The organism is Bordetella genomosp. 13, from assembly GCF_002119665.1.
Lineage (GTDB): Bacteria > Pseudomonadota > Gammaproteobacteria > Burkholderiales > Burkholderiaceae_B > Bordetella.
In genome coordinates this window covers 2,559,530-2,579,046 of record NZ_CP021111.1, presented here as the reverse complement: position 1 = coordinate 2,579,046, position 19,517 = coordinate 2,559,530, and the positions used below count along the sequence as shown (strand labels likewise).

Annotated in this window: 8 protein-coding genes and 1 tRNA gene; 6 read left to right on the top strand and 3 right to left on the bottom strand. The window is 70.4% G+C overall.

What is annotated here, in order from left to right; all coding sequences use genetic code 11:
* The 4 genes from CAL15_RS11590 (at position 1) to CAL15_RS11575 (ending at position 14,582) form a co-directional block, all read left to right on the top strand.
* Positions 1-516, top strand: coding sequence for an RNA polymerase sigma factor (locus tag CAL15_RS11590; RefSeq protein ID WP_086078728.1), 516 nt, complete (start codon positions 1-3; stop codon positions 514-516).
* Positions 517-622: 106 nt separating this feature from the next.
* On the top strand, positions 623-1,600 hold the full coding sequence (locus tag CAL15_RS11585; protein WP_086078727.1) for a FecR family protein: 978 nt from the start codon (positions 623-625) through the stop codon (positions 1,598-1,600).
* Positions 1,601-1,763: 163 nt separating this feature from the next.
* Complete coding sequence (locus CAL15_RS11580) at positions 1,764-14,369, top strand: filamentous hemagglutinin family protein (protein ID WP_198299207.1); 12,606 nt, start codon at positions 1,764-1,766, stop codon at positions 14,367-14,369.
* A 136-nt stretch (positions 14,370-14,505) separates the two neighbouring features.
* Positions 14,506-14,582: transfer RNA gene (locus tag CAL15_RS11575), tRNA-Arg, on the top strand.
* Between the two features lie 80 nt (positions 14,583-14,662).
* Here CAL15_RS11575 and CAL15_RS11570 read toward each other — a convergent pair.
* The 3 genes from CAL15_RS11570 to CAL15_RS11560 form a co-directional block, all read right to left on the bottom strand.
* Positions 14,663-15,049, bottom strand: coding sequence for a lysozyme inhibitor LprI family protein (locus tag CAL15_RS11570; protein ID WP_232468187.1), 387 nt, complete (start codon positions 15,047-15,049; stop codon positions 14,663-14,665).
* 207 nt (positions 15,050-15,256) lie between these two features.
* Positions 15,257-15,676, bottom strand: a complete 420-nt coding sequence (locus CAL15_RS11565; RefSeq protein ID WP_086078724.1) for a PaaI family thioesterase — start codon at positions 15,674-15,676, stop codon at positions 15,257-15,259.
* A 17-nt stretch (positions 15,677-15,693) separates the two neighbouring features.
* Positions 15,694-16,500 (bottom strand): IclR family transcriptional regulator, encoded by an 807-nt coding sequence (locus CAL15_RS11560; RefSeq protein WP_086078723.1) that lies wholly within the window; start codon positions 16,498-16,500, stop codon positions 15,694-15,696.
* A 199-nt stretch (positions 16,501-16,699) separates the two neighbouring features.
* Between CAL15_RS11560 and CAL15_RS11555 the strand changes: the two genes are divergently transcribed.
* Together CAL15_RS11555 and CAL15_RS11550 are read left to right on the top strand one after the other, a co-directional pair.
* Entirely contained in the window at positions 16,700-18,247 is a 1,548-nt protein-coding gene (locus CAL15_RS11555; RefSeq protein ID WP_086078722.1) for an acyl-CoA synthetase, read from the top strand.
* 57 nt (positions 18,248-18,304) lie between these two features.
* Positions 18,305-19,468, top strand: a complete 1,164-nt coding sequence (locus CAL15_RS11550) for an FAS1-like dehydratase domain-containing protein (RefSeq protein WP_086078721.1) — start codon at positions 18,305-18,307, stop codon at positions 19,466-19,468.
* The last annotated feature ends 49 nt before the right edge of the window (positions 19,469-19,517 follow it).

Genomic DNA, 19,517 nt, shown 5'->3' with positions numbered 1-19,517 from the left:
ATGAGCGGCAAGGGGCTGGCCCAACTGCGGCACCTGTTCACGCAGCGCTACGACACGCTGCGGCTGCGCGTGGCGCGCCGCCTGGGCTCTGCCGGCGACATGGCCGGCGATGCGCTGCACGAGGCCTATGTGCGGCTGGCCGAGAAGGCCGACCTGGACGAGGTGCGCCATCCGCAAAGCTATCTGCTGAATACCGCGGTGCACGTGGCCATCGACCAGCTGCGCGGCGAGTCGCGCGTGCTGAGCGAGGCCGAAGTGGCGGACTTCCTGGATGTGCCGGACGAGGCCGCCGGACCCGCCGAGATGGCCGAAGCGCGCGGCGAGATGGATCGCATGTTCGCCGCGCTGGCCGAGCTGCCGCCGCGCCAGCGCGACATCTTCCTGTCGGCCCGCGTGCACGGCGTGCCGCGCGCCGAACTAGCCAAGCGCTGGGGCATCTCGCTGCGCCAGGTCGGCCGCGAACTGCAGGCCGCCCACGAGTTCTGCCTGCAGGCGCTGAAGGCCCGCGACGAATGATGGGAAGATTTGCAAGCATTGGTGTCCGCCGGCGCTTCGCGCGTCCGATCCGCGTGTCGCCAAACGTCTATCACAACAACAAGCCCGATTTCACCGGCGCACCAGCATGAATACCGATCCTGTCCACGTCGAACCCAATCCGCCCGACTGGGCCGCCCTTCAGCGGCAGGCCCAGGCGTGGGTGCGCGAGTTCGCCACGGGCCGGCCCACGGCGGCGGACATGGCCCGCGTGCGTCACTGGCGCGCGCTGAGCGCGGAGCACGAGCGCGCCTGGACGCAGGCCTGCAGCGACTGGAAGGCGCTGGGCCGCCACGCGCAGGCCTTCACCGAACAGTATCCGCGCCTGGCCCATCCCCGTCCCGTGCGCGCCGACCGGCGCCTGTTCCTGGGCGCCGCGGCATCGGCGCTGGGCACGCTGGCGGTGGTGGGCATGGTGCGCCCGCCGCTGGGCCTGTGGCCGTCGTGGTCGGAATGGCGGGCGGACTATCGCACCGCCACCGGCGAGCAGCGCGAGTTCGCGCTGGCCGGCCAGATCCACCTGGCGCTGAACACGCAGACCAGCATCGCGGTGCGCGACATGGGCAAGCGGCCGCGCTTCGAGCTGGTGGCGGGCGAGGCGGCGGTGTCCGCCTTGGGCGATACCGCCTGCGAGGTGCTGGCCGGCGATGGCCGCGTCCTGTTGACGCAGGGAGAGGTCGAAGTGCGGCGCCTGCCGGCCGGACAGGTGCGCGTGCGCTGCACCTCGGGCAGCAGCGAGGTATGGCATCCGACCCGGCGCGTCGCGCTGAGCGCGGGCGAGCAGGTCACCTACGATCAGGGCGGCATCGATGACCGCGCACGGCCCGCGCCCGCTTCCGAGTGGCGCCATGGCATGGTGGCGTTCGACGACCAGCCGCTGGCCGACGTGGTGGACGAGATCAATCGCTACCGGCCAGGCCGCGTGGTGCTGATGAACGATGAGCTGGCACGGCGCCGGTTGAGCGCGCGCGTCAGCGTGCACGCCTTGGACGAAGTCATCGCGCACATCCAGCGGCTGTATGGCGCACAGGTGCGCAGGGTGGGAGACCTGGTCATCCTGGCCTGAGGCTGGAGGCTGAGGCTGGAGACGGCCGGCACGGTTGTCAAAAAAAATTCATGCGGCTTCATGGCCGATCGGTGGGGCCCTGATCGACTAGGACAACAGTACGACGCCTTTCCGCATGATCCGCGCGCGGGCGTCACCTTGTTCCCGTCCAGGATGCCACTTCATGTCCATGTCCGCACCCATGCGTTCCCTGTCCTCCCGTGCCGATGCGCGGCGGTTCCCGCCGGCTGCCGGCGCGCCGCGCGCCGCGTCCATGCCCCGTCCCACGCCATTGGCCGCCGCGCTTGCCGCGCTGCTGGTGGCGGGCGGGCTGGCCGCGCCGGCGCAGGCCGGCACCGGGGGCGCGTGGTTCGCGCAGGGCGGGGTGAAGCAGGCGCCCGGCATGAATCCGGCCCTGCGGATGCAGGGCGGCGTGACGGCGCAGGGCCGGTCCACCGCGCAGCAGCAGGCGGCCTCGCGCCAGAAGCTGCAGCGCTCCATCGACAATCTGAATCGCACGGCCGGCGCCATCGCCGCGCTGCACGCGGCGCAGGACGCGGCGCGCCAAGCCGCGGCCCAAGAGCCTGCGCTGCCCGACGGCCTGGCCGACGGCGGCCTGAAGGTCGACGCCGATCCGCTCACCGCGGGCTGGCTGAACGCCCAGGCGCCGATGCAGACGGTCGCAGGCGGCAAGACCACGGTGACCGTGCAGCAGACGGCAGACAAGGCCATCCTGAACTGGGAAACCTTCAACGTCGGCCGCAACACCACGGTGGATTTCCAGCAGCAGGCCGCATGGGCGGTGCTGAACCGCGTGAACGATCCGCAGGCTCGGCCCTCGCAGATCCAAGGCCGGATCAAGGGCGCCGGTACCGTGATGGTGGCCAACCGCAACGGCGTGGTGTTCTCGGGCAGCAGCCAGGTGAACGTGCGCAACCTGGTGGTGGCCGCGGCCCGCATCGACGATGCGCAGTTTCAGAACAACGGCTTGTACGGCGCCGACGTCGACAGCGTCAGCTTCTACGATGCCGCGGGCGCGGTGCAGGTGCAGGCCGGCGCGCGCATCGCCACGCACGAGCCGGGCTCGGTGACGGACGGCGGCGGCTATGTGCTGCTGATGGGCACGTCGGTGGACAATGCCGGCCAGATCGTCACGCGCAGGGGCCAGACGGCACTGGCTGCCGGCGACCGGTTCTACATCCGCAAGGGCATGGGCACCGATGCCAACACGCACGCGACCACGCGCGGCAACGAGGTCGCCGGCGAGCGCGGCGTCGTCGGGTCGGATGAGCAGGGCGATCCCGTCTACAGCGCGTCCGGCACGGTATCCAACACGGGCCTGATCCTGGCGCGCGAAGGCGACGTCACGCTGACCGGCCACGACGTGCGCCAGCAGGGCGCGGCCATCGCCACCACCACGGTGAACACGCGCGGCACGATCCACCTGCTGAATTCGGCCAGCGATGCGCACGGCAGGATCACGCTGGGCGCCAACGCGACCACCGCCGTGCTGCTCGAGGACGATGGCCAGACCGCACTGAACAGCCAGCGCGATGCGCTGATCCAGGAGTCCGGCGCGCAGGACGTGCTGCGTGCACAGGCCGCCGCGGGCCGCTTCGACAACTACTCGAAGCTGACGGACCGGCGCGACCAGTCGCGCATCGAGATCGCCAGCGGCGGCAGCGTCGTGTTCGAGGGCGACAGCCTGACCCTGGCCACCGGCGGCCAGATCGTGGCCGACGCGCGCGGCCGCAGCTACCTGGCCGAACGCGCGCAGGTGGACGTGGCCGGCGCGGTGGGCGTGCGCGTGGCGATGGAATCGAACAACGTGCAGGTCAACGTGCAGGGCAACGAACTGCGCGATGCCCCGCTGAACCGCGACACGGGCCGGCTGGCCAACAGCAACGTGTGGGTGGACCGGCGCAACCTGACGCTGGTGGAGGCCGGGACGAACGGATACGAGTCCGATCGCTGGTACACGGCGGGCGGGCTGCTGGAAGTGGGCGGCTACCTGGGCAACCAGGGCCACACCATCGGAGAGTGGGCGGCGCAGGGAGGCACCGTCACGCTGGCGGGCAGCGAGGTCATCACGCAGGCCGGTTCGGTGGTGAACCTGTCGGGCGGCACGCTGGACGTGCAGACCGGCTACATCAACCTCACCTGGCTGCGCGGCCTGGACGGCCGCCTGCACAATCTCAGCGATGCGCCCGCCGACTTTGTCTATCGCGGGCTGTACCAGGGCTATGAAGCCACGCACGCGCGCTGGGGCGACGGCGCCACGCGCTACTTCTACAACCCGCTGATCGCACCGACCAAGCGGCTGGAGCCGGGCTACACGGCGGGGCGCGATGCGGGGCGGCTGGTGGTCGGCGCCGCGGGCGTGTTCACGAATGCGACGGAACGCACGATGGTCACGGCCGTGCTGCAAGGCGACATCGATGCCAGCGTGTACCAGGGAGCGCGCCAGACCCGGGCGCCGCAGGCGGCGGCCGATGGCTACAGCCAATCGCAGACGGCCGTGGCCCGCCCGGGCGGCCTGGCGGTGCTCACGCCGCTGTCCTCCGACAGCGACACGCCGCTGCGCGATTGGCAGGCGGCCAACGAGGTGATTATCGACGTCGCGGCCGCGCTGCCCGCCGTACCGGCCAGCGCCGAACTCTCCCTCGCCCTCGAGCCCGACACCGTGGGCACGGTCTGGCTGGATGCCGACCGTCTCAGCGCGGCCGGCCTGGGCAGCCTGATGCTGCGCGCCACTGAGCGCGTGGCGATCGAGGCGCCGCTGACCCTGGCGCCGGGCGCCGACCTGACAGCCTACGCCGCGACGATCGACGTGAACGGCGGCGTCACGGCTCCGGGCGGCTCGGTCCTGCTGACCAACTTGCTGGGCGGCACGCTGGGCCAGCTGTCGCCTTCGGACGCCTCGGCGCGTCCCGCCATCACATTGGGGCCGGACGCCCGCATCGACACGCGCGGCCTCTGGGGCAACCTGCAGCGTGATCCCGGCACCGCATGGCGACAGGCCTATACCGACGGCGGCGCGGTGACGCTGCGCAGCACGGGCGACGTGACGCTGGCCGCCGGCTCGCGCATCGACGCGTCCTCGGGCGCCTTCGTCACGCGAGCCGGCACGCTGGATGGCGGGGCGGGCGGCGACATCACACTGGTGGCCAGCCAGACCGCCTTCCTGCTTCCGACGGGCGTATCGGAAGATCCAGGCAACCATGGCGACCTGACGCTGGAGGGCACGCTGGCGTCGAGCGGCTTCACCCGCGGCGGCGCGCTGGTGCTGCAGACGGGCGGCATTCTTTCCATCGGCGGCAGCGTGGAAGGCATGGGCGATACCCTGCAGGCTGGCAGGGCCGCGCCGTACACCCTGTACCTCAGCGCGGACGTTACGGTGCATGCCGGCGCCGAGCTGCCCATCGACTGGACCGCGCGGCTGGATACCGTGCCGGCCGGCGGCACGCTGCCCCGCGACTACTGGTCGTTCGACTCGTACGGCATCCGCGACTACAAGGATTTCGACGGCGACGGCAACACCGAAGACTATCTGGTCACGCAGGCCGAGTGGACCAACACGTCGGCGCCCATGACGGTCAATGCCCCGGCGGGCTACGTCAATCCAATCAGCGGCGCGACCTGCTATTTCGGCTGCTTCGCGCCCGCGGGCAGTACGATCCCGGCCGGTTCCGAGATCATCAACACCCAGTTCTCGTCCAGCGGCGCGACGTTCCCGGCGGCCGTGTTCCCGCGCGGGGTGCCGCTGCGCCAAGAGGGCTATGCCGAGCCGCAACGCACGGTGCCGGTCACCGTGGCCGCGGGCCAGACCGCGCCGGGAGACGTGGTGCTGCCCAGCGGCACGGCCATCCACCAGGGGGTGGTGTCCGCGATCGACCTGCCCGTGGTCGCGATCCGCGCCGACAGCCTGGCGCCTACGCTATTCGAGTCGGGGTTCTCGTCGTACACGGTGAATGCGCAGGCCGCGCTGACGGTCACCGTGGGCACGCAGGTGCGCGCGACGATGCCGGTGCTGCGCCTGACCGATTCGCGCTACGCCGGCCTGGACGGCGCCGCGCTGGCGGGGGCCGTGGAGTCGTGGACGCCGCCGCTCTACCAGGAAGACGCGGCCAACGCGCGACTGGCGCAGCGCGCGGGCGCCGACCTGGTGCTGTCCTCGTCGGCCACGCCCGACGCGGCCGGCGGGGCGCGCACCGGCAGCATCTCGATCGGGCGCGATGCCGCCATCGAAGTCGACCCGGGCCGCTCGGTGCGCATCGCCAGCGGCGGCCAGGTGATCGTGGACGGCCGCATCACCGCGCCCGGCGGCGACATCGCCGTCGTCAACAATTGGTCGCTGGATGCCGTGCCGCTGGATCGGCCGGGCGCGCACCGCAATCCGGGCGCCTTGTCCGTGTGGATCGGCGAGCATGCCGTGCTGGACGCCGCGGGCCGCGCGGTGGTGGCGCGCGATGCGCTGGGCCGCCGTTATGGCGTGGCGCCCGATGGCGGCACCATCACGGTGGGCAGCGAAGGCGGCAAGTACAAGATGTCGACCGACAACGGTGCGGTGGAGAATGGCCTGGAGCTGTCCACCAATGCCTACGTCGTCCTGCGGCCGGGTTCCGTGCTGGACGCTTCCGGCGCGGCCGCGGAATTCGACCTGCCGTTGCGCGGCGTGCCCGTGGGCACGCGTCCGCAAACCCTGGCGGGCGCCGGCGGCGCGATCCGCCTGCGCAGCCATTCCGGCATCCATGCCGACGGCACGATGCTGGCGCGCGCGGGCGCCGCCGGCGTGGCGGGAGGCGAACTGCTGCTGTCGCTGGAGTCGCCGCTGCTGCGCTTTTCGAACGAAGGCGTGCTCGCCTCGCCCGATTTCGTCGCGTTGCGGGCAGGCCGCGCGATCACGGTGCGCCAGCATGCGGCGCCGGCGCTGGACGGGGCGCTGCAGGCGGGCCAGGCCGATGAGGGCCTGGCGCTGGGGCAGGCCAGCCTGGGGCTGGACACACTGGACGCCGGCGGCTTCGATGCGCTGAACCTGCGCGCACGCGACGCCATCGTCTTCGACGGCGACGTCACGCTGGCGCTGGGCCGCAGCCTTACGCTGCAGACCGGGCAGTACGCCAATCTGTCGGCCGGCCGCGTGACGCTGGCCGCGCCGTACGTCAGCCTGCTGGGGCAGAGCCAGGTCACCTCGTACCTGTTCACCCGCGTGCCGGACCTGGGCCGCATCTATACCAGCGACGGCACCGTGCTGGGGGCTCCCCTGGGCGCCACGCTGGACGTGCGTGCGGGGCAGGTGGCCGACCTGAGCGGGGCGCTGCAGTTCACCTACGCCGATACCCGAATCGCCAGCGAGGGCGACCTGCGCCTGCTGTCCGGGGGCGTGTCCATCGTCTACAACCCCGCGGACTGGGCCAACCCGTTCTCGCGCGTCGTGCAGCCCACCCATGTCTACGCCACCGGCGACCTCACGCTGTCGGGCGCGCGCATTTATCCGGAAGCCGGCGCCATCGTCACCGTGGCCGCGGGCCACAGCACCGGCCGCAACAGTGCGAATGGCACGCCTTCGGCCCAGCCGGTGGCCGACAAGGTGCTGACCCTGGCGCGCCCGGAGGGCGCAAGCGGCGCCCCGGCCGCCCCGTACTCGGCTTTCAGCCAGCTGACCCTGATCGGTGCGGAGATCCGCCAGGGCGGCGCGCTGTACGCGCCGTTCGGCTCCATCGCCCTGAACGCCCAGACCATGCAGGCGGGCGGCGTGGCAACCGTCTCGTTCCTGCCCGGCAGCATCACCTCGGTCAGCGGCGCCGGGTTGATGATGCCCTGGGGCGGCACGGTCGACGGCGTCGACTACACCGTGGACGACACGGCGGTTGCTTCGCCCAACCTCGTTACCGGCGCTTTCGGCAATCGCGCCCAGCAGGGCATCAGCGTCCGCGCCACGCACATCCGCAGCGATGACGGCGCGCTCGTCGATCTGTCCGGCGGCGGCGAGCTGCGGGGAGCGGCGTTCGTGCCGGGCCGCGGCGGCTCGGTGGACACGCTGCAGTATGCGCGCCAGGCAGGCGGGCAGGTCTATGCCATCGTACCGGGCGCCGTGGGCCCCGCGCCCACCCAGGCCGGCTATTACACCCAGTGGCGCGGCGACCTGCCCGGCGTGGGCCGGCAGATCACCATCGGCGAGGGCGTGCCGGGTCTGCCCGCGGGCACCTACACGCTGATGCCGGCGAATTATGCGCTCTTGCCCGGCGCCTTCCGCGTCGAGCTGGGCGGACAGGCCGGCGCCATGATGGGCCGCGCGATCGGCCTGCGCGACGGCAGCTGGCGGGCGACGGCCTATCACGGACTGGCCGGCACGGGCGCGCGCGATGCGCTGCCCACGCACGTGCAGATCACGCCGGGAAGCGTGGCGCGCACCTGGTCGCAATACAACGAGACCGGCTATGCGCGCTATCAGCTCGACCGCGCGGCCACGTTCAATACCGACCGCCCCATGCTGGAGGCGGACGCGCGCCGGCTGACGCTGGTCTTCGGCGCGCTGGACGAAGCGCGCGCCGGCGAGGCCGTCGCCGCGCCGGCGCTGGTGTGGGACGGGCTTGCCGACATGACGCCGGCCCAGGGCGGCTATGGCGGCTCGCTGGCCGTGATGGTGGGCGGCGGGCTGGCGCACAACGTATACCAGGACCTCGTCATCACCGGCGACCTGGCCGCGGCGCCGGCACGCACCAGCACGCGGGTGGTGCTGGCGGCCGACGACATCAATGCCTTCGGCGCGCCGACGCTGTACATAGGCGGTGCGCCGCTGAAGAACGACGACACATTGCGCATCGGGCTGGGCGATCCGTTCAGCACAGGCAACGTGCTGAACAACCTGATCCTGTCCGCCGGCGCGCGGCTGACCGGCGGACAGGTGTTCCTGACCGTCGGCGACGGCCTGCTCGCGCTGACCAGCAGCATCCGCATCGAGGCGGGATCCGGGATCGACACGCGCGGCTTCGCCGACGTGCCCCTGATCGATTCCAGCACCGGCTTCATCTTCGGCAACGCAAACCCGATGGTGGTGGTGTCCAACGGCATCATCGACCTCGACGCGCAGACCAACGTGTTCGCGAAGGGCCGCATCACCATGGCCGATGGCTCCTCGCTGTATGGGCGCGGCGGCATCGGCTTCATGGCGGCCTCCGGGGTCAGCTTCGAAGGCACGCCGCGGCTGGGTGCGCCGCGCCTGGAGCTGGCCGGCTCGGCCATCAACCTGGGCAGCGCGGACGGCTTGGCGCAGGCACGCGCCGACGGCACGCTGGTGGCGGGCATCGACCTGGACGGCGACCTGATGGGACGCCTGATCGCGGGCGACTCCGCCGCGGGCGTGGCCGGCGTGCGCGAACTGTCGCTGAAGGCGGTGAACTCCGTCAATTTCTATGGCGCCCTGGACCTCAACCTGCTGGACGCGAGCGGCCGGTCGCTGCTGGATACCTTCACGTTGACCACTCCGGCGCTGTATGGCGCGGGCGCCGCCGGCCAGCAGGCGCGGCTGACGCTGGATACGCTGATCTGGAATACGCCCGAGGGCCTGGTGGCCAATGCGAGCGGCTTCAACAACGAGTACATCAGCGCGCCGCCGGGCGCGACCCTGCCGGGCGGGCCCGGCCATGGCGCGGGCAGCCTGGTGGTGCAGGCGCGACGCATCGAACTCGGCCACGCGCCACGCGCGCGCAGCCGAGACACCACCACGTTCCACCATCTGCTGCTGGGCTTTGCCGACGTCAGTCTGCAGGCCAGCGAGCGCATCGTCACCAAGGGCCATGCCACCCTGTCGGCATGGCAGTCCGGGCCTTCTCCGCAGGCGGGCTTCGATCCCGCCGACTATGCCGGGGTGGGCGGCAACCTGCGCCTGCTCACGCCACTGTTGACCGGCGAGGCCGGCTCGGTGCTGACGGCGCGCACCGGCGGGACACTGGTGCTGGCCGCGCCGCAGGGCGCGGTGGCGGCCGATACGTCGGCCGTCGATGCGCTGGGCTCCGTCGTCAAGCTGCATGCCGACCGCATCGAGATCGGCAGCGCCATTGCGCTGCCCACCGGCAGGCTGACGCTGAACGCCGCAGACGACATCGTGTTCGCCGCAGGCGCGCGCGTCGACCTGTCGGGCCGGCGCAGCGATTTCTTCGACGTCAGCACGTATTCATGGGGCGGCGAGCTGGTGGCCGAAAGCGCCCACGGCAACATCCTGATGGAGCAGGGCGCGCGCATCGACGTGTCGGCCTCGAACAATGATGCCGGTCGCCTGACGTTCACCGCCACCGATGCGGCGGCGGGCCAGGTGCGCCTGGGCGGTACGCTGGCGGGCACGGGCGGCGCGGGGCGAGAGGGCGGCTCGATCGACGTGCGCGCCCAGCACCTGGGGGGCGGCGCGGCCGGCCTGACCGCGGACTTCGCAACCTTGAACACGGGGCTGGACGAGGCCGGTTTCACTGAACGCCGCGCGTTCGCGCTGAAGCAGGGCAACCTGCAGATCGACGGCACGCTGCGCGCGCACGAGGTCGACATCTCGGTGGACGGCGGCAGCCTGGCGGTGGCCGGCCATATCGACGCCAGCGGCGCCGCGCCCGGCATCATCCGGCTGGCCGCGCGCGACGACCTCACGCTGGCCGGCAGCGCGCAGCTGCATGCGCAGGGCACCCAGCAGAACGTGGACGACTACGGCCAGGCCATCGAGGCGAAGAATCGCGGCCAGATCGAACTGACCAGCCGCGACGGCTGGCTGCGCCTGCAGGACGGCGCGACGCTGGATGTCTCCGCGCCGGGCCTGGCCTATGGCCAGGTCGTGCTGAATGCCGGACGCACCGGCGCGGCCAGCGGCGATGCGCGCATCGATGCCGCCGGCACGGTGCGCATCGTCGGCGCATCCAGCATCGCGCTGAACGCGGTGCAGCGCTATGAGTTGCCGGACGGCAGCGTCATCGACCAGTCGCTGCTGGACGGCTACGACGTCGACAGCCGCGGCTTCGTCGATGCCGCGGCGGGCAACGCCGCGCTGCAATCGAGGCTGCAGGGCCTGCGCGCCTACGGCGCCGCGTTCCATCTGCGGCCGGGCGTCGAGATCGTCTCCGATGGCGACCTGTCCACGTCGGGCGACATCGACCTGGCCGGCTATCGCTACGGCCCGGGTGCCGATCGCGACCCGGCTTCGGCCGGCTACGGCGCCGGCGAGCCGATGGCGCTGGTGGTGCGCGCCGCCGGCAACCTGGACATCAAGGGCAGTATCTCGGATGGCTTCAAGGGCGTTGACGGTACCCCCGCCACATACGATCCCCTGACCGACGTCACCACGTCGCCGAACTTCAGGTTCACCGTCAACCGCTACGTGATGAACGGCCTGGCCATGGTCACCGATCCGGCCGGTTGGACGGTGCCGTTCAACATCGTCAACGGCGTCAACACGCCGCTTTCCATCGCGTGGCGGCCGCTGTCCCCGACCAGCGGCTCGTACCAGTCCGGGCAAGTGGTTCCCTACGGCACGCTGCTGACCCGCGTCATCATTCCCATGGCGATCGCCACGCCCGCCGCCACGGCCGGCCTGTCGATCCAGACTTATGCCGGCACGCCTTCGTACTCCGCCATGTCGCCAATGGCCGCCATGCAGGGCGCGGGCAGCCAGTCCGCCTCGCTGCGCCTCGTGGCCGGCGCCGACGTGGGCGGCGCCGACACGCGTGCGCTGCGCGGCGCGAGCACGCTCGGCGGGCGGGGCAACCTGCGGCTGGAAGACCCGCATTTCCAGGGAAGTTCCAACGACATTCCGGTGGCCAGCGTGCTGCGCACCGGCACCGGCAGCCTCGAGCTGCTGGCCGGCGGCGACTTCGCCATGCGCTCGTTGTACGGCGTGTACACGGCGGGCAGCGATACCGGCGCGTCCGGCCTGCCGAGCGGCAGCTACCTGGCGAACGGAGGCGGCGACCTGCTGCTGGCGGCCCAGGGCGACGTCACCGGCTATACGTGGGGCCAATCGAGCGGCTCATCGTTCATCGGGGACTGGCTGGTGCGCGGCGGGGACGGCGAGCATGCCGCGTGGGGCGTGCGCTTCGGCCGTACGACGGTCGATCTCACCAACACGATGCTCTACGGCTTCAGCGGCTTCGGCACCCTGGGCGGCGGCAACGTCACCGTTCTGGCGGGGGGCAATGCCGGAAGCATGACGACGACCTACAGTCCCAATACCAGCGTCAGCACCTACGAGGCGCTGCAGCTGACCGTCGCCGGCGGCGGACGCGTGACCGCGATCGGTCGTACGGATGGCGTGATCACCGGCGGCGCGCTGGTGCAGTCCGGCGGCGGCGACATGGTCGTGCGTGTGGGCGGCGCGTTCAACGGCGGCCGCAACCTGGGCACGCAGGGTCAGTCCGCCACCCCGGGCTCGCACAGCGTGCTGACGAACCTGCGTGGCGACATCGACGTGCGCGCAGGTTCCATCGGCGCCGTGGAAACCGACGCGAACGTCCGGCAGAGCGGCGATCCGCGTCGCATCGAGGACGGCGTGGCGACGGTGGCGCAGGCGCTCGGCGGCATCAGCGTGCTGCCGGGCGACAGCGAGGTTCGTCTGCGCGCGTTGGGAGACCTGGTGCTGGGCGCCGTGGCCGATCCCGGCTCGCTGCCGAGCTCCAGTGCGTCGGATGGCGCCAGCTCCGCCTGGCGGGCGGCGTTCTTCCGGCCCGACGCGACCTCGCTCGACCTGCAATCGGGCGGGGGCAACCTGGTGCCGCTGACCGGCTTCGGGATCGGCTCGTCGGTCCGTGTGGGCTGGACGAGCCCGCGCATGTCGAACGAAGGCTATGTCCTGCTGCCCGCGCGCGTGAATGCCATGGCGCATGGCGGCAGCATCTACTACGGCGGCAACATGGTCATGGAACTGGCGCCGTCGCGAACGGGCCGGCTGGATCTGCTGGGGCGCGGCGGCATCTATGGCGCAGGGTTGGTTTCCACGAGCACGGGCGTGCCTGCGACCGCGCGGCTGAACGTCTCGGGGGGCTCCGCCGCGCCGAACGACGTGGCCAGCCTGTTCCGGCCCGTGTGGAACAGCGGCACGACCGGCAGCAATTTCTTCGCCTGGCAGTCGGGCTCGGTGGAAGGGCTGGCTCACGCCACCGACGGCCATCCCATTCGCCTGTATGCGGTCAATGGCGACATCGTGAATGTGGCCCTGGGACAGACCGCCTCGGTCTACCAGGCCGCCACCAACAGCTATGTCACGTACCATGCGGCCGCGCGGCCCGCCTGGGTGGTCGCCGGGCGGGACATCGTCAACTTCGGCCAGGGCAGCGATACCGGCCGCGCCGATGCGGCGCCGGGGCTGATCCTGAACGTCAGCGAAACCGACGTGTCTCGCATCCAGGCCGGCCGCGACATGTACTACACCAACGTACAGATCGGCGGACCGGGCGTACTCGAGGTGACGGCGGGCGGCACGCTATACCAGGCGGACCGCGGCCAGATCACCAGTGTCGGACCTTTGGCCGAGGGCGATGCCCGCCCGGGCGCGACCATCGCCATCCAGGCCGGCGCGGGTGCGGCGGGCCCGGACTGGGCGACCCTGGCCGCGCTGTACCTGGACCCGGCCAACCAGGCCGACCTGACGCCGGGCCGCCCGCTGGCCGACCAGCCCGGCAAGGTGGCGCATGTCTATGACGAAGAGCTGATGGCCTGGCTGGCCGCGCGCTATGGCTACCAGGCCGCGGACGCCGCCGGCGCCCTGGCGTACTTCAATACCCTGGCCCCCGAGCAGCAGCGCGTCTTCCTGCGCAACGTCTATTACGCCGAACTGAAGGCGGGCGGACGCGAGTACAACGATGCGGCGGGCCCGCGCTACGGCAGCTATCTGCGCGGCCGCCAGATGATCGCCGCGCTGTTCCCCGAGAACGACGCGGCGGGCCAGCCCGTTGCGCGGGGCGGCGACTACGTGCAGTTCGGCGGCTCGGGCGTGCAGACCTGGTTCGGCGGCGACATCCAGGCGTTGGTGCCGGCGGGCCAGATCGTGGTGGGCGTGCAGGGCCAGGTGCCTCCTTCGACCTCGGGCTTCATCACGCAGGGGCAGGGCGACATCAGCCTGTACTCGCAGGGCAGCATCCTGCTGGGCCTGTCGCGCATCATGACCACCTTCGGCGGCAGCATCCTGGCCTGGTCGGCCACGGGCGACATCAACGCGGGCCGCGGCTCCAAGACCACGGTGGTCTACACGCCGCCCAAGCGCGAGTACGACGACGTGGGCAACGTGGCGTTGGCGCCGCAGGTGCCCAGCTCGGGCGCGGGCATCGCCACGCTGAATCCCATTCCGGAGGTCGAACCGGGCGACGTGGACCTGATCGCGCCGCTGGGCACGATCGACGCGGGCGAAGCGGGCATCCGCGTGTCGGGCAACGTCAACATCGCGGCGCTGCAGGTGGTCAACGCGGCCAACATCCAGGTGCAGGGCGAGTCGCAGGGCATTCCGGTGGCGGCGGTGGTGAACACCGGGGCACTGGCCAACGCCAGCGCGGCGGCCACCACCGCGGCCACGGCGGCGCAGGATGCGGTGTCGCGCTCGCGCGCAGCCGCGCAGCAGGCGCTGCCGTCCATCATCAGCGTGCAAATCCTGGGCTTCGGCGAAGGAGCCTCCACGCCTGCCGGCGAGGCGCCCGCGCGTCGCCCGGGCACGCCGGTGTCGAACCGGTCCGGCGGGATGCTGCAGGTGCTGGGCGACGGCGAGCTCAGCCCCGCGCAGCTGGCGCGCCTGTCGCCCGCGGAGCGCGAAAAGCTGGGGCTGTAGCGGCCAGGCGCGGCGTGGCAACCCTGCCGAGGTCTATCCAGACGGGTCGGCCTGGCGGGGCGTCGCCCCATTGCCTCCGTATGACAGGTGACTGGACAAGCAAAAAATCCCTGCTATAATTTCGCCTCTTTACCAAGCGCCCGTAGCTCAGCTGGATAGAGTACTTGGCTACGAACCAAGGGGTCAGGAGTTCGAATCTCTTCGGGCGCGCCAATTCCAAAAAGGGTCTCCATCGGAGACCCTTTTTCTTTGCCGCTGCGGCCTTTCGTTTGCCGTTGTGGCTCGCTGCCTCGCTACTGCGCCGGAACGGCGCAGCTCAGGTCGCCTTCCTCGCACTGCATGTAGCTCTGCAGCGTGTCGACGCGCCGCCGCGTCTGCTGCTCCAGGCACTGGCCGGTCACCAGGGGCTGGGCGGTGCCGCCCGCGGTCCCGGCGCTGACGAATCCGCATTCCGCGTCCCGGAACCCCAGCCACGCCCGCTGCGCCGCGCGCAGCTTTTCGGCGCGCTGCGGATCGTCCTTCAGCCGCGCCATCAGCTTCCCGTAGGCGACGTTCAGTTCCGCATCCGCGGCCTGATAGGCCTGCTGCGCGCACTGGTTGATCTCGCTCTGGGTGGCCGCGTCGTCGCACGATGCGGCCGCCTGCGCCCCGCAGGCAGCGAACGACAACAGCAGTGCCATACTCCAACTACGCTTGCGCATTCCAGGGCTCCGTTCGGTTTGGGTGGCGGCCAATGCAACGGCGATCAGAAGGCGGGCGTGCCAGCGGCTGGTCGCCAGGATCACGCTGCTTCCCGGTGATGAGTCGTTGGTCCGCCGCGGTTCTGGGGGAAACGGAATCGTTGCGGTTCCGACGATGATAACGAACGCGCTCTTGCGCTACGCCGCCTACGCCGGCTTCGCCGGCATCAGGATCTTCACCACGGCCTGGGCCGACGCACAGGCCTGGTCATCCACCGTCATTTCCCCCGACGTGAACATCATGCTTCCTGTTCGATGCTTCACACGTCCTTGCACCACCATCAGCGATCCCTCCTGCACCGGCGCGTAGAACTGCGTGTCCAGCTGCACGGACACGCACGGCACGCGGCCGGCGGCCTCCCATGACAACGCGCTGAGCGCATGGTCCAGCAGCGTGGCGATCATGCCGCCATGCACGATGCCGGCCGGATTGAGATGACGCGACTCGGCACGCATCGCGTAGGCGCGGCCCGACTCGGTGCGGCGCGTGTACAGCGGGCCGACGAGGCCGGCGAAGCCGCCCAGGTCGTGGCGCTTCCAGTCGTTCGACTCGGGGATGTCGGGCATGGTGCGCTCCTTGGTGGTCAGTGCGTCAGCAGGCTTGCCACTTCGGCGGCGCGAGCCTGCATGTCGGCGATAAGCGCGTCGGCCTGCGCGCCATCCATGGTGTTGCTGACGCCGGCGCAGACAATGGTGTGGGTCAGGCGGCCGGTGGAATCGATGATGGGCACGGCCACGATAGTGATGCCGCCGATATAGCCGCCGCGGTCGACGCTGTAGCCCTGTGCGCGCACCGTTTCGAGCTCCTTGCGCCAGGTGTCGATGTCGATGGGGTGCTGCCAGCGCAGCTGGCGGAAGCGCTGTGCGATGGCGTCCCAAGGCTCGTTGCTGTAGGCGGCCACCAGGCGCCCCGTGGCGCTGATCAGCCCCGGGAAGCGGCTGCCCACGTCCACGTGCAGGCTGAAGGGCAAAGGCGAACGCGCCAGTGCCAGCACGACCATCTGATCCAGGCTCGGCGTTTCGACGCCGATGGCCGTGACCTGCCACGTGCGGCTCAATTGGTCCAGGGCGGGCTGCACCACCGTGCGGAAGGAGTTGTGCTCGAGCATGCCTCGCGCCAGCGCCAGCATGCCGGCCCCGGGTCGGTAGCGCTTGGCGGCATCGACGGTGATGACGTCTTCGGCCACCAGCGCGCGCAGTATGTGCAGCGCCGTGCTGGGCACGATGTGCAGCGCCTGCGCCACCTGCTTGGCGCTGAGCGGTTCGCGGGTCTGCGTCAGCAGTCGCAGGATCGCGATGGCCCGCGTGACCGCCGGCACCGGCCGCACGCGGGTGCCGTACGCGGCACGCGCGCTGGGGGATCCGGAATCAGTAGAAGAAGAGTCGGTCATGGAAGGTTCGTGCAGAGGCGTTATCGATGCGACTTTCTACCAGACCGCCGCGTCGCTCGATACACCGAAGCGCGCCTAAAAAATTGTATATATACAATCAAATATTCTATTTGACAATCATAGATGCCGAGCGCAAAGTAACTCCCATGCCGTACCCGTAACGCCCGCTGTCGCGGGCCACGCAAGGAATCCCGCAGCGATGAGCAAACTGACGGACTACACGACGTACGCGGATGCGCAGGCCCGTTGGTCGCGCGAGGCCCTGTGGCGGTTGTTCGACGGCGACCGCGAGCGCCTGAACATCGCCCACGAGTGCATAGACCGGCATGCCGACGCCGCGCATCCCGCCATCGTGCTGGTGCGCGCCCGGGGCGGCGACCAGACCCTGTCCTATAGGGAGCTGGCGCGCGACTCATCGCGCTTCGCCCACTACCTCGAGGCTCGCGGCGTGCAGCGCGGCGACCGCGTGGCCATCATGCTCGAGCCCTCGCGCGCCTTCTACGTGGCCTTGTTCGGCGCCATCAAGCGCGGCGCCATCGCGGTGCCGCTGTTCACGTTGTTCGGGCCGGATGGCGTGCGGCTGCGCGTGCAGGACTGCACGCCGCGGCTGATGATCACCAATGGGGAGAAAGCCGGCGTATGCGAGGGCATCGCCGGCCTGGACACCATCGTGGCCGACGCCGGCTTCGAAGCCGAACTGGCACGCCATCCGGATACGTACCGCGTCGACACGCGCGCCGACGACCTTGCCGTATTCCAGTACACGTCGGGCACCACGCGGGAGCTGCCCGAGGCCGTCAGGCACTCTCACCGGGCGCTCGTCACGCTGATGGTGGCGGCGCTGTACGGCACGGGATTGCGGCCCGGCGACCGCTACATCTGTCCTTCGTCCCCGGCCTGGGGGCATGGCCTGTGGCATGGCACCCTGGCGCCGCTGGCGCTGGGCCTGACGGTGGGCGCCTATGCCGGAAAGTTCGACGCCGCCCGCCTGTTGCAGGCGCTCGAGCAGCACCGCTTCACCAACATCTCGGCCGCCGCCACGCACTACCGCATGATGCGCAACAGCGGCGAAGCCGGCCGCCATCGCTACTTCCTGGACAAGGTCTCGTACACCGGCGAGCCCATCGACGGGGCCACGGCCGAGTTCGTCGAGCAGACTTTCGGCCACGCGCCGCGCAGCATGTACGGCACCACTGAAATCGGCGTGATCCTGGCGAGCTATCCGGGGGCGGCCGACTTCCCGGTGCGCCCCGGTTCGCTGGGCAAGCCGGTGCCGGGCTGCCGCGTCATGGTGCGGGATGCCGGCGGCCAGCCGGCCGCGCCAGGCCAGGTCGGAGAACTGATGGTGTGGCGCCATGATGCGTGGCTGCCCACCAAGGACCTGGCCCGCGTGGACGAGGATGGCTACTACTACCACGCGGGCCGCGCCGACGACGTCATCATCTCGGCCGGCTGGACCATGAGCGCGGTCGAGATCGAGGACGCCATCCTGAAGCACCGCGACGTGCGGGAGGCCGCCGCCATCGGCGTGCCCGACGCGCTGCGCGGGCAGGTGGTCAAGGCCTTCGTGGTGTCACCGCGCGATCCCGACGAGGCCTTCGTGCGCGAGATTCAGGACCTGGTGCGCACGCGGCTCAGTCAGCACGAGTATCCGCGCCACGTCGCCTTCGTCGACGAACTGCCCAAGACCCCGGCCGGCAAGGTGCACCGCAAGAAACTGCGCGAGCAGGAAGCCGCGGGCGCCTGACTTCACCCCTTCGATACCACCCGAGCCCGAACATCGAGAACACCGAGGAGACCCTGCATGTCCATCATCACCGAACGCGCCACCGAGTTCACCGCCGAGCGCACCTTCCCCAAGATCACCGAACGGGATCTCGACGATCTGCGCCGCCGCATCGGCGTGAAGATCGGCGCGACCGCGGAACCGTGGTGCTACGAGGCCACGCGCGACAACATCCGCCACTACGCGCATGGCATCGGCGACGACAATCCGCTGTGGTGCGATCCGGACTATGCGGCCCGCACCGCGCATGGCGGCATCGTCGCGCTGCCCAGCTTCCTGTTCTCCACCAGTCGCATCGTGTCGGGGTATGTGGGAGGCCTGCCGGGCGTACACGCCATGTGGTCGGGCGCCGACTGGACTTGGCACAAACAGGTGCGTCGCAATGACGAGATCTCCACAGAGGCGGTGCTGAAGGACCTGATAGAGCACGAGACCCGGTTCGCGGGCCGCGCCATCCAGCAGATCTATCACGTGGATTTCTACAACCAGCAGGGCGACAAGGTGGCGGAGGCGGACAGCTGGTGCTTTCGCACCGAGCGCGACCATGCGCGCGAGAAGGGCACCAAGTATCGCGAGGTGCGCGCGCGCGCGCCGCGCCGCTACACCGACGAGGAGCTGGCGGAAGCCTACAAGCTGTATGCGCAGGAAGAAGTGCGCGGCGCGCAGAAGCGCTATTGGGAAGACGTGCAAGAGGGCCAGGCGCTGCCGGTGATGTTCAAGGGGCCCATGACGGTCACCGGCTTCATTGCCTACGCCCAAGGCTGGGGCGGCCTGTACATCCGCGCCAACAAGCTGGCGTGGCGCCTGATCGACGCGCACCCGGGGGTGGGCATCAAGAACGGCTTCGGCATCCCGGACGTGCCGGAGCGCGTGCACTGGGAAGAAGACTTCGCCCTGGAAGTGGGTGCGCCGGGCGCGTACGACTATGGTCCCGAGCGCAATTCCTGGCTGACCCATCACCTGACCAACTGGATGGGTGACGACGGCATGCTGCGCAAGTCCGCATGCAAGATCCGCCGGCACAATCCCGCAGGCGACATGCTGTTCATCAAGGGCAAGGTGCTGCGCAAGTACGTGGAAGACGGGCGCCACCTGGTCGAGATCGACCAGCATGCCGAGAATCAGGATGGCGAACTGTCGGTGCTGGGCACAGGCGTGGTGGAGCTGCCCTCGCGCGGCTGATCCCGAATGTCAGCGCGCCGCCTCGCGCGGCGACGCAACGGAGGAGGAG